At 70.3% G+C, this 11,235-nt stretch carries 8 protein-coding genes and 1 pseudogene; 5 read left to right on the top strand and 4 right to left on the bottom strand.

All coding sequences use genetic code 11. The features are described 5' to 3' along the window. Positions 1-488: pseudogene (locus G3N92_RS24745) on the bottom strand (TIGR04222 domain-containing membrane protein); the annotation flags it as partial. Positions 489-700: 212 nt separating this feature from the next. Here G3N92_RS24745 and G3N92_RS24740 point away from each other — a divergent pair. Further along, positions 701-1,183, top strand: a complete 483-nt coding sequence (locus G3N92_RS24740; RefSeq protein WP_206130229.1) for a RidA family protein — start codon at positions 701-703, stop codon at positions 1,181-1,183. A gap of 136 nt (positions 1,184-1,319) precedes the next feature. Here the strand turns inward: G3N92_RS24740 and G3N92_RS24735 are convergent, their stop codons facing one another. From G3N92_RS24735 to cobA, 3 genes are all read right to left on the bottom strand, one after another. Continuing rightward, positions 1,320-2,375 carry a CmpA/NrtA family ABC transporter substrate-binding protein gene (locus G3N92_RS24735; protein ID WP_206130228.1) on the bottom strand — a complete coding sequence of 352 codons (1,056 nt, stop codon included), beginning with the start codon at positions 2,373-2,375 and terminating at the stop codon, positions 1,320-1,322. Next, on the bottom strand, positions 2,372-2,980 hold the full coding sequence (locus tag G3N92_RS24730) for an ANTAR domain-containing protein (RefSeq protein ID WP_206130227.1): 609 nt from the start codon (positions 2,978-2,980) through the stop codon (positions 2,372-2,374). The genes G3N92_RS24735 and G3N92_RS24730 overlap by 4 nt, the downstream gene beginning before the upstream one ends. Positions 2,981-3,097: 117 nt before the next feature. Next, positions 3,098-3,877, bottom strand: a complete 780-nt coding sequence (cobA, locus tag G3N92_RS24725; protein ID WP_206130226.1) for a uroporphyrinogen-III C-methyltransferase — start codon at positions 3,875-3,877, stop codon at positions 3,098-3,100. 664 nt (positions 3,878-4,541) lie between these two features. Between cobA and G3N92_RS24720 the strand changes: the two genes are divergently transcribed. From G3N92_RS24720 to G3N92_RS24705, 4 genes are all read left to right on the top strand, one after another. Further along, on the top strand, positions 4,542-5,864 hold the full coding sequence (locus G3N92_RS24720; protein ID WP_206130225.1) for an MFS transporter: 1,323 nt from the start codon (positions 4,542-4,544) through the stop codon (positions 5,862-5,864). Positions 5,865-5,888: 24 nt separating this feature from the next. Further along, positions 5,889-8,441, top strand: coding sequence for a nitrite reductase large subunit NirB (nirB, locus tag G3N92_RS24715; RefSeq protein ID WP_206130224.1), 2,553 nt, complete (start codon positions 5,889-5,891; stop codon positions 8,439-8,441). Positions 8,442-8,487: 46 nt separating this feature from the next. Then, positions 8,488-8,859: a nitrite reductase small subunit NirD gene (nirD, locus tag G3N92_RS24710; protein ID WP_206130223.1), complete on the top strand. Its 372-nt coding sequence runs from the start codon at positions 8,488-8,490 to the stop codon at positions 8,857-8,859. A 28-nt stretch (positions 8,860-8,887) separates the two neighbouring features. After that, on the top strand, positions 8,888-11,235 hold a 2,348-nt coding region (locus G3N92_RS24705), incomplete at its 3' end, for a nitrate reductase (protein ID WP_206130222.1).

Genomic DNA, 11,235 nt, shown 5'->3' with positions numbered 1-11,235 from the left:
CGGGCGGGGGCGGCGCGTTCGTCGTGGCGGCCGGTGTTGCGCTCGGCGGGCGCCGGGCCGGTCGGCCAGATCCCCGCCGGCGGCGCTTCGCCGTAGATCCGCTGGTAGCTGTCGAGCGTTTGCCGGTAATGGCCGTCGTAGTGGGCATCCTCGCCGGGCCGGCCGTCGCCGGGGAAATGGTGGAGCGGCGCGCCGAGCACGCCGGCGCAGAACACGTTCCAGTATTCGTGGGTGTATTGCAGATGCAGGTGCCAGGCGGCATCGACGGCTTTCGATGGCGTGACCGGGTGGCCGGCCGCGACGGCCAGGTAGGCGAAGCGCTTGTATTCGCGCAGCACCGCCAGCGCATGGGCGTGGCTCCAGCCTTCGGCTTCGGCCAGGCGCAGGCTGTAGGGGCGCGGTGCGCCGGTGGTGTCGGGGGTGTAGGCGTCGACGCGGGCGCGATGGGCGGCGGCTTCGTCCGGGGTGGCGCGGGCGGTTGTCGCCATGGACGGCGGCCCGCCGGAATCCTTCGGTGAACGCATGGGCAGTTGGCGCGACGCGCGGACGGCCGCCGCGGTCGCTGCATCGGTTTGAGGTGAGGGGATTCTCGCATGACGGCGAGGGGGTTGGTGGAATGGCGGCGGCGAAGCAGCATGTCGGACACGCGCGCTACACTTCCGCCAGCTGTCCCCCACATCCCTTCCCGCCAGGCGACGCCATGACCAGATTCGACGTGCTCCAGCAACTCGCGAGCGATTTTCAGTTTCCCCTGACCGAGGAAATCAGGATCGGCGGGAATTATCGGCCAGTCGTGGTGGACGAGAATCTCGCCTATGTTTCCGGGCAGATCCCGCGTGTCGGCGACGTGGTTCGCTTCATCGGCGTGGCGGGCGATGACATCTCGCTCGACGACGCCCGCCGCGCGGCGGCCATTTCGGCGTTACGCGCCTTGACGCTGATCCGGAATCACTGCGGATCGCTCGACAGCATCGTGGCTGTGCCGCGCATCTCGGTTTTCGTGCGCAGCGCGCCCGATTTCTCGAAGCAAAGTGAAGTGGCCGACGGCGCATCCGACGTGCTCTACGCCGTGCTGGGCGACGCCGGCGTGCATACGCGAACCTCGGTCGGCGTGGCGCAGTTGCCGAAAGGCGCATCGGTCGAAATCGATTTTCTGTTTCGGTTGAAGCCGGACGGTCGCTGAACCCGCGTTCGGTCGACGCACCCGGCCGCGTTCAGGGGCGGCGCGTTGCCCGATTCCGTGCCCGACGACGCGATGCACCAACAATACCCGTGCGGGTTGGCGATACATCGGTCCAGATTCTCGGTGCGCGTTCGACCTAAACGGCGCGGGGATTGGCGAGCGGCACATACCCCGCCACCGCCTCCTCGTACAACGCCCCCATCGTCACCGCCGCCGCGATCGCCGCGTCGTCGCGCTCGCCGCTCAGCATTCCCCAGCGCCGGTACTGCGCCATGAACCACATCCCGTCCTCGGCCCGCGGCCGGTTCGTCGCGCCGCCGTCGTGAAACCGCACCGGCGCGGGCGTTTCGGCGAACGGCCCCGCGCCGTATTCGCCCACCAGCCGCGGCAGGATCTGCGCGGCCGGCACGTCGAGCGCGTCGGGCGCCGACAACCACTCGGCAGCCTTCGCGCGGTTGCCCGGCAGATCGAGCCACGCGCAGGCATCCACCAGCGTGCGGATCAGCGCCCGCGCCGTGTTCGGATAGAGCGCCGCGAACTCGCGCCGGCACGCCAGCGCCTTCTCGGGATGATCGCGCCACACCTCGCTCGTGGCGGCCACGGTGCGGCCCGCGCCTTGCGCCTCGGCCACGGCGTTCCACGGCTCGCCCACGCAGAAGCCGTCGAGCTCGCCGCACGCGAGCGCATCGGCCATCCCCGGCGGCGGAATCACGATGCTGCGCACGTCGCGCAGCGGATCCACGCCGTGCGACGCGAGCCAGGCGTACAGCCACATCGCATGGGTGCCGGTGGGGAAGGTCTGCGCGAACACCGGCTTGCGGCCGAGCGTGGCGAGCGCGGCGCGCAAATCGCCGGAGGCCCGCCACGCATCGGCGAGCCGGTTCGAGAACGTGATCGCCTGCCCGTTGCGGTTCAGCACCGACAGCACGGCCAGATCGGCGCGTGGGCCGCCGATGCCGAGCTGCACGCCGTACACGAGCCCGTACAGCGCATGCGCGGCGTCGATCTCGCCCATCAGCAGCTTGTCGCGGATGCTGGCCCACGACGGCTGGCGCTCGAGCGTCAGCGCAAGGCCGTGCCGCTCGCCAAGCTTCAGGCGTTGCGCGACGACGAGCGGCGCGGCGTCGCTCAATGCGACGAAACCGAGCCGCACATCGCGGCGTTCGGGCGGCGGAAAAGTCGGTTGGTTCATGCTTCACCATCGGAATTGCGTGATGCGACGAGCAGCTGACGCGCCGCTTCGACGATCTTGATGCCCTGATCCATCGCGCCGCGGCGCAGCGTGGCATAGGCATCGTGTTCGGAGAGCCGGCGCGTTTCCATCAGCAGCCGCTTGGCGCGATCGATCAGCTTGCGGTCGGCGAGTTCGTTCTCGACTTCGGCGAGGCGCTGGCGCAACGCCTCGTCGTGCGAAAAGCGCGCGAGCGCGACCTCGATGATCGGCGCCAGCCGCTCGGCCGACAGCCCCTCGACGAGATACGCGCTGACGCCCGCGCCCACCGCCGCGCGAATCAGTTGCTGGTCGGCGTCGGGGCTGAACATCAGCACGGGCCGCGGCGCGCGCGCGTGCATCACGGCCAGTTGCTCGAGCGTGTCGCGCGACGGCGATTCGGTGTCGATGATGACGACGTCGGGCCGTTCCTTCTCGACCACGGCGGGCAGCCGCGCCGGCGTGGCGACCTCGTCGAGCATCTCGTAATGGAGCCGCGCGAGCGTGTCGCGCAGCTCGCCGATCGGCTTGTCCGTATCGGTGACGAGCAGCACGCGCAGCGGGCGGGTGGAATCGTTCAGTCCCATGAGGCGAGCGGGGCGTCGGGGTGCGCGGGGGGCAACGTGTGAAACGGCGCGCGGCTCGCGGCGCGCCGCGAGGTTCGCACGATGAAGCCATGCATGGCGCGAAGCACGGGACGGCGCTCAAGCGGCATCGGACAGCGCCCCCGCATGCGTCGCTTCGGCGGGCAACGGCGGCAGCATCGCCAGCGCCTCGCCGATCGCGTTCCCGACCAGAATCACGGCCGGGCTGCCGAGCCCGGCCTCGACGGGGCCGCTGGCCAGCGCGCCGAGCGTGCCAGCCCAGTGGCGCGCCCGTGCGGTGCCGGCCCATTCGACCACGGCGGCCGGCGTGGCGGCGTCGAGCCCGCCGAGCAGCCCGGCGGCCACGCTGGCGATGCGGCTCATGCCCATGTAGACGACCAGCGTGGTGCCGCCGGCCGCGAGCGCGGCCCAGTCGGGCTCGCCGTGATCCTGCAGGTGCGCGGTGACGAACGTGACGCCCTGGCAATGGCGGCGATGCGTGAGCGAGACGCCGAGTTCGGCGGCGGCCGCGAAGCCGGACGAAATGCCGTTGACGATCTCGACGCGAATGCCGGCCGCGTGCAGCGCGCTCAGTTCCTCGCCGGCGCGGCCGAACAGCAGCGCATCGCCGCCCTTGACGCGCACGACGTGCAGGCCGCGCAGCGCGTAGCGGCGCATCAGCTTCTCGATGAACGCTTGCGGGGTGGAGCGGCAGCCGCCGCGCTTGCCGACGCGCACGATGCGCGCCTGCGGCGCCAACGCCGCCACGGCGGGATCGACGAGATCGTCGATCAGCACCACGTCGGCGGCGGCGAGCGCGCGGGCCGCCTTGATCGTCAGGAGCTCGGGATCGCCGGGGCCGGCGCCGAGCAGCGTGACCTTGCCAGTGGGGTTCGTCATGTTCGTATTGCGTTCCAGTGAGGCGCACGACGCGGCGCGCGCCGCCGGAACCGCACGGCATCGCGCGCCGGCCGTGCGGCCGGGCGTTCGGGACGCCGTTGTCCGGAGAGGCCGCTGCGTCGCCGCGCGGCCCGAATCGTCGGTATTGCGTGCGCCGACATCGTTGCCGGTGCTTACTCTTTATTGCAATCGGCGTGCCAGCTCGAGCGGGGCGGGCGGCGACGCTGGTTTCACGAGGGTTCGCCGCGCCGCGAAGCCACTGGCGAACCAAGCCGCGGCGCGTTCCCGGCAGCGTGCGATCGAACCGCCGCTGCTTTGCCGCGCCGCGTAGCCGCACCCGTTTGCGGTGCATCGCCGCCGCACGCGCACAGTGCTGCGCCGCACCAGATCTGTGCGACGGTGCGTCATCGCGCAACGCGCCGGCCGTGCGCCGCAGCGGCGCAAATCGCCGCAAACCCGCGCCGGTGCTCAATCGGGCAGTGCTGGCACGGCGCTTGCAAAGCATGGCTCGAGCGCATCAACGGCGATGGGCTCCGCAATACGGCATCACCGCAACACCGAATACTGAGCGGCCCGGCAACGGGCTTTCTGGGCAACGGCGTCCTGTGCATCCGGTCTTTCGACTGGATTCTCAGGACGCCGTTTTCGTTTTTGGGCTACCCATATGATCAACAAGGCAACCCGCATCGACCTGTTCAGCCTGCGCACCGTGCAGATGCGCGCGTTTCATCTGACTTGGCTGGCGTTCTTCGTCTGCTTCTTCGCATGGTTCGCCTGCGCGCCGCTGATGCCGCTGCTCGCGAAGCAGTTCCATCTCAATGCCGGCCAGGTCGCCGACATCAACATCGCGGCGGTGGCCGCGACGATCCTGGTGCGCTTGCTGGTGGGGCCGCTGTGCGACCGCTTCGGCCCGCGCCGCGTCTATACCGGCCTGCTGGTGCTCGGCGCGATCCCCGTGATCGCGGTGGCCTTCGCGCACGATTACTGGACGTTCCTGATCTGCCGCCTCGGCATCGGCGCGGTGGGCGCGAGCTTCGTGATCACGCAGTACCACACCTCGGTGATGTTCGCGCCGAACGTGGTGGGCACGGCCAACGCCACCACGGCGGGCTGGGGCAACGCCGGTGCGGGCGCGGCGCAGGCGCTGGTGCCGCTGTTCGTGTCGGCCGCGCTGATGCTCGGCCTCGGCGACGACTCGGCCTGGCGCGCGGCGCTGGTGGTGCCGGGCGTCGCGATGCTGCTGATGGCGGTGGCGTACTGGCGCGGCACGCAGGACACGCCGCACGGCGACGTGATGACGCTGCGCGCGCAGGGCGAAACCGTGGAAAGCGGCAAGAAGGGCGGCTGGGCAAGCTTCGTCGCGGCCTCGCGCAACTACCGCGTGTGGATGCTGGCCACCACCTACGCCGCCTGCTTCGGCGTGGAAGTGTTCATCCACAACATCGCCTCGCTCTACTACGTCAATCACTTCCATCTCTCGCTGAAGGAAGCGGGCCTTGCGGCCGGCATCTTCGGGCTGCTCGCGCTGTTCGCGCGGGCGCTTGGCGGCGTGCTGTCCGATTACCTGGCGGCGCGTCGCGGCCTGTCGGTGCGCGCGTTGCTGCTGGCGGTGCTGATCGCCGGCGAAGGCCTCGGCCTGCTCGGCTTCTCGCATGCGTCGCAGGTGGGCACGGCGGTGCTGGCGATGGTGGCGTTCGGCCTGTTCACGCACATGGCCTGCGGCGCGACCTACGCGCTGGTGCCGTTCGTCGACCGCAATTCGCTGGGCGGCGTGGCCGGCATCGTTGGCGCGGGCGGCAACGTGGGCGCGGTGGCGGCGGGCTTCCTGATGAAGGGCGTGGGCGACGTGCAGGCCACGCTGTCGGTGCTCGGCGCGGTGGTGCTGGTCACCTCGCTCTGCGCGATCGCGGTGCGCTTCAGCGCCGAACACATGGCCCGCGAGGCGGCGCTGCGCGCCAGCGCACTGGCCGCGAACGCCGTCAACTGATCCAGGATTTCGGGAGAACCCATCATGAACATCGTCGTCATCGGTCACGGGATGGTCGGCCACAAGCTGCTCGAATGCCTCGCGGCGCAAGCGCACGACACGGCGCCGCGCATCACCGTGCTCTGCGAGGAGCCGCGCCCGGCCTACGATCGCGTGCATCTGTCGGCATTCTTCGCGGGCAAATCGGCGGACGATCTGTCGCTGGTCGCGCCGGGCTTCTTCGAGGCGCATCCGCATATCGCGCTGCGCCTCGGCACGGCGGCCGCGTCGATCGATCGCGCCGCGCGCACGGTCACGCTGGCCGACGGCGAAACGATCGGCTACGACAAGCTGGTGTTCGCGACCGGCTCGTCGCCGTTCGTGCCGCCGGTGCCGGGCCGCGAACGCGACGACTGCTTCGTCTACCGCACCATCGAGGATTTGCTGGGCATGCAGGCCTGCGGCGCGCGCGCCAGCTCGGGCGTGGTGGTGGGCGGCGGGCTGCTCGGCCTCGAATGCGCGAAGGCGCTGCGCGACATGGGGCTGGACACGCACGTGGTGGAATTCGCGCCGCGCCTGATGGCGGTGCAGGTGGACGACGGCGGCGGCAGCATGCTGCGCGGCCGTATCGAGGCGCTCGGCGTGCAGGTGCATACCGGCAAGAACACGCTGGAGATCGTCGACGGCGAGGCGGGCACGCACCGCATGAAGTTCGCCGACGGCACGCACCTCGACACCGACATGATCGTGTTCTCGGCCGGCATCCGCCCGCGCGACCAACTGGCGCGCGACTGCGGCCTGGACATCGGCCCGCGCGGCGGGGTGGCGATCGACAGCGCCTGCCGCACGAGCGACCCGGACATCTACGCGATCGGCGAATGCGCGGCCTGGAACGGCCAGACGTTCGGCCTGGTCGCGCCCGGCTACGAGATGGCGCGCGTGGTGGCCGCGCAACTGGCGGGCGAGGACGGCACGTTCGCGGGCGCCGACATGAGCACCAAGCTCAAGCTGATGGGCGTGGACGTGGCCAGCATCGGCGACGCGCACGCGAAGACGCCGGGCTGCCGCGTGGTGCAGTACGCGGACGGGCGGCGCGAGGTCTACAAGAAGCTCGTCACGTCGGCCGACGGCAAGCAGTTGCTCGGCGCGGTGCTGGTGGGCGACGCGGCCGAATACGGCACGCTGCTGCAGATGATGCTGAACGCGATCGAGCTGCCGGCCGAGCCGGAAGCGCTGATCCTGCCGCAAGCGGACGGCGCGGCCAAACCGGGCCTCGGCGTGGACGCGCTGCCCGACGCCGCGCAGATCTGCTCGTGCAACAACGTCTCGAAGGGCCAGCTGTGCGCCGCGGTGGCGGACGGCGCGACCAGCATCGGCGCGCTGAAGACCTGCACCGGCGCGGGCACCTCGTGCGGCGGCTGCGTGCCGCTCGTCACGCAGGTCATGAAGGCCGAGATGAAGAAGCAGGGCCTGGCCGTCAACAACCATCTGTGCGAACACTTCGCGTATTCGCGCCAGGAGCTGTATCACCTGATCCGCGTCGAAGGCATCCGCAGCTTCGGCGAACTGCTCGCGAAATACGGCAAGGGCCTCGGCTGCGACATCTGCAAGCCCACGGCCGCCTCGATCCTGGCCTCGTGCTGGAACGAGTTCGTGCTGAAGACGGAACACGCGAGCCTGCAGGATTCGAACGACTACTACCTCGCCAACATCCAGCGCGACGGCACCTATTCGGTGGTGCCGCGCATGCCGGGCGGCGAGGTCACGCCGGAAGGGCTGATCGCGGTCGGGCAGGTGGCGAAGAAGTACGGCCTCTACACCAAGATCACGGGCGGCCAGCGCGTGGATCTGTTCGGCGCGCGCGTCGAGCAGTTGCCGCTGATCTGGGAGGAGCTGATCGACGCCGGCTTCGAATCGGGCCACGCCTACGGCAAATCGCTGCGCACCGTGAAATCGTGCGTGGGCTCGACCTGGTGCCGGTTCGGCGTGGGCGATTCGGTGGGCCTCGCGATCGATCTGGAGAACCGCTACAAGGGCCTGCGCGCGCCGCACAAGATCAAGTTCGGCGTGTCCGGCTGCACGCGCGAATGCGCCGAGGCGCAGGGCAAGGACATCGGCGTGATCGCCACCGAGAAGGGCTGGAACCTCTACGTGTGCGGCAACGGCGGCATGAAACCGCGCCACGCCGAGCTGCTGGCCGCCGATCTCGACCGCGACACGCTGATCCGCTACATCGACCGCGTGCTGATGTTCTACATCCGCACCGCCGACCGGCTGCAACGCACCAGCACCTGGCGCGACAACCTCGAAGGCGGCCTCGACTACCTGATCGACGTGGTCGTGCACGACAAGCTCGGCCTCGGCGCGGAACTCGAAGCGCAGATGGCCCACGTGGTCGACACCTACGAATGCGAATGGAAGAAGGCCGTGAGCGACCCCGTCACGCGCCGCCGCTTCCGTCACTTCGTCAACAGCGAATCGGCCGACGCGACCATCGCGTTCGTCGAGGCGCGCGGCCAGATCCGTCCGGCCAACGAGGCCGAACGCGCCGACGCCGCGCGGGAAGCGGCCGCCGCCATCGAACCCGCGACGGCCTGAACGCCGCCGTCCGCCCGAACGCACGATCCGAACCGAGGAGTACGCAATGCCAACCCAATCGACCCCGACGCCCGCTTCCGCCACGAACTGGACGCCCGTTTGCCAACTGCACGACATCGTGCCGAACACGGGCGTGTGCGCGCTCGTGAACGGCGGCCAGGTGGCCGTGTTCCGCGTGGAGGCGCGCGACGGCGCCACCGGCATCTACGCGATCGACAACATCGATCCGCTGTCGCGCGCCGCCGTGCTGTCGCGCGGCCTGGTGGGCAGCCTCGGCGAGCGCGTGGTGGTGGCCTCGCCGCTGTTCAAGCAGCACTTCGACCTGCGCACCGGCGAATGCGTCGAGGCGCCGGAGAAATCGGTGGCCGTCTACGCCTCGCGCGTCGAGGACGGCTTCGTGTGGGTCGGCACGGCCTGAGCCGTCGCGCCATCGGAATGGAGCGCGCATGAGCGGCAAGGACGGCACGAGCGTCAAGACGGTGTGCCCGTATTGCGGGGTGGGCTGCGGGATGGTGCTGCACGTCGAGGCGGGCGAGGTGGTCAAGGTGTCGGGCGACACCGAGCACCCGTCCAACTTCGGCCGGCTGTGCACCAAGGGCTCGTCGGCGCACGTCGCGCTGCGTCACGCGGGGCGGCTCGAAACCGCCTACCTGCGCGCGGCGCGCGAGCACGATCCGGCGCCGCTCGCGGTGGACGACGCGATCCGCGAAACCGCGCGCCGCCTGCGCGCGCTGCTCGACGCGCACGGCCCGGACGCGCTGTCGTTCTACGTGTCGGGGCAGATGTCGATCGAGGCGCAATACCTCGTCAACAAGCTCGCGAAGGGCTATATCCGCACCTCGCACGTCGAATCGAATTCGCGGCTCTGCATGGCGAGCGCGGGCAGCGGCTACAAGCTCTCGCTCGGCGCGGACGGCCCGCCCGGCTCGTATCAGGATTTCGACCGCGCGAACCTGTTCTTCGTGATCGGCGCGAACATGGCCGACTGCCACCCGATCCTGTTCCTGCGCATGATGGATCGCGTGAAGGCCGGCGCGAAGCTGATCGTGGTGGACCCGCGCCGCAACACCACGGCCGACAAGGCCTCGCTGTTCCTGCAGATCAAGCCCGGCACCGATCTCGCGCTGCTCAACGGCCTGCTGCACCTGCTGCACGCGAACGGCCGCACGGATGCCGCCTTCATCGACGCGCACACCGAAGGCTGGGACGCGATGCCCGCGTTCCTGGCCGATTACACGCCGGACAAGGTGGCCGCGATCACCGGCCTGCCGGAGGCCGAGATCCGCCGCGCCGCGCAGATGATCGGCGACGCGCCGGACTGGATGAGCTGCTGGACGATGGGCCTGAACCAGAGCACGCGCGGCACCTGGCACACCAACGCGATCTGCAACCTGCATCTGGCCACCGGCGCGATCTGCCGCCCCGGCAGCGGGCCGTTCTCGCTGACCGGCCAGCCGAACGCGATGGGCGGGCGCGAGATGGGCTACATGGGGCCGGGCCTGCCGGGCCAGCGCAGCCTGCTCGACGACGCGGATCGCGCGTTCGTGGAAGACCTCTGGCAATTGCCGGCCGGCACCTTGCGCAAGGCGGCCGGCGGCGGCACCGTCGACATGTTCAAGCAGATGGCGGCCGGCGAGATCAAGGCCTGCTGGATCATCTGCACCAACCCGGTGGCCACCGTCGCGAACCGCGCCAACGCGATCGCCGGCCTGCAGGCGGCCGAGCTGGTGATCGCGCAGGACGCGTTCCTCGACACCGAAACCAACCGCTACGCCGACATCCTGCTGCCCGGCGCGCTGTGGGCCGAGGCCGACGGCGTGATGATCAATTCCGAGCGCAACCTGACGCTCGCGCAGCAGGCCATCGCGCCGCCCGGCGACGCGCGCGCCGACTGGGCGATCGTGGCCGCGGTGGCGCGCGAGATGGGCTTCCGCGAAGCGTTCGACTACACCTCGGCCGAGCAGGTGTTCGACGAGATCGTGCGCTTCTCGAACCCGAAGACGGGCTATGACCTGCGCGGCGCGAGCCATCGCGCGCTGCGCGCCACGCCGATCCAGTGGCCGTGCCCGCCCGGCGGCGGCGACGACCGCCACCCGATCCGCTATCGCAACGACGGCGTCAGCCAGCCGCTGCTGACGCACGACGATGGCGCGACGCCCGCGCTCGCGTTCCCCACGCCGAACGGCCGCGCGCGCTTCTTCGCGCGCCCGCACGGCGACGCGGCCGATCTGCCCGACGCCGAATTCCCGATCGTGCTGAACACCGGCCGCCTCCAGCATCAGTGGCACACCATGACCAAGACGGGCAAGGTGGCGATGCTCAACAAGCTGAACCCCAAGCCGTTCGTCGAGGTGCATCCCGAGGATGCGGCGGCGCTCGGTATTTCGGCCAACGACAGCGTGGAGCTGCGCTCGCGGCGTGGCCGCGCGGTGCTGCCGGCCGTGGTGACCGACCGCGTGCAGCCGGGCGCGGCGTTCGCGCCGATGCACTGGAACGACGTGTACGGCGACGAGCTGTGCGTGAACGCGCTGACCAGCGACGCCGTCGATCCCGTCTCGCTGCAACCCGAACTGAAATTCTGCGCGGTCTCGCTGACCCGCGTGGACACAGCGCCGCCGCCCATGCCGCCCACGGCGGCCGGCGCGGCCCCCGAACCGAACCCGCAGGCCGCGCGCGAAGGCGCGCCGGCCACGCACCAGGAATCGACCATGTCAGCCGCTCTCGATACGTTTTCGGCCGCGCTCGGCCTGCACGACCTCGCCGCGCCGCGCCTGAGCGACGCCGAACGCGTTTA

The organism is Burkholderia sp. Ac-20379, from assembly GCF_017104645.1.
GTDB lineage: Bacteria > Pseudomonadota > Gammaproteobacteria > Burkholderiales > Burkholderiaceae > Burkholderia.
This window is presented reverse-complemented; position numbering and strand designations above follow the sequence as displayed.

What these genes read in the sequence shown, in the direction of transcription:
- G3N92_RS24740 (WP_206130229.1), top strand. Translation starts at nt 701, where the DNA reads ATGACCAGATTCGACGTGCTCCAGCAACTCGCGAGCGATTTTCAGTTT.
- G3N92_RS24735 (WP_206130228.1), bottom strand. Translation starts at nt 2,375, where the DNA reads ATGAACCAACCGACTTTTCCGCCGCCCGAACGCCGCGATGTGCGGCTC.
- G3N92_RS24730 (WP_206130227.1), bottom strand. Translation starts at nt 2,980, where the DNA reads ATGGGACTGAACGATTCCACCCGCCCGCTGCGCGTGCTGCTCGTCACC.
- cobA (WP_206130226.1), bottom strand. Translation starts at nt 3,877, where the DNA reads ATGACGAACCCCACTGGCAAGGTCACGCTGCTCGGCGCCGGCCCCGGC.
- G3N92_RS24720 (WP_206130225.1), top strand. Translation starts at nt 4,542, where the DNA reads ATGATCAACAAGGCAACCCGCATCGACCTGTTCAGCCTGCGCACCGTG.
- nirB (WP_206130224.1), top strand. Translation starts at nt 5,889, where the DNA reads ATGAACATCGTCGTCATCGGTCACGGGATGGTCGGCCACAAGCTGCTC.
- nirD (WP_206130223.1), top strand. Translation starts at nt 8,488, where the DNA reads ATGCCAACCCAATCGACCCCGACGCCCGCTTCCGCCACGAACTGGACG.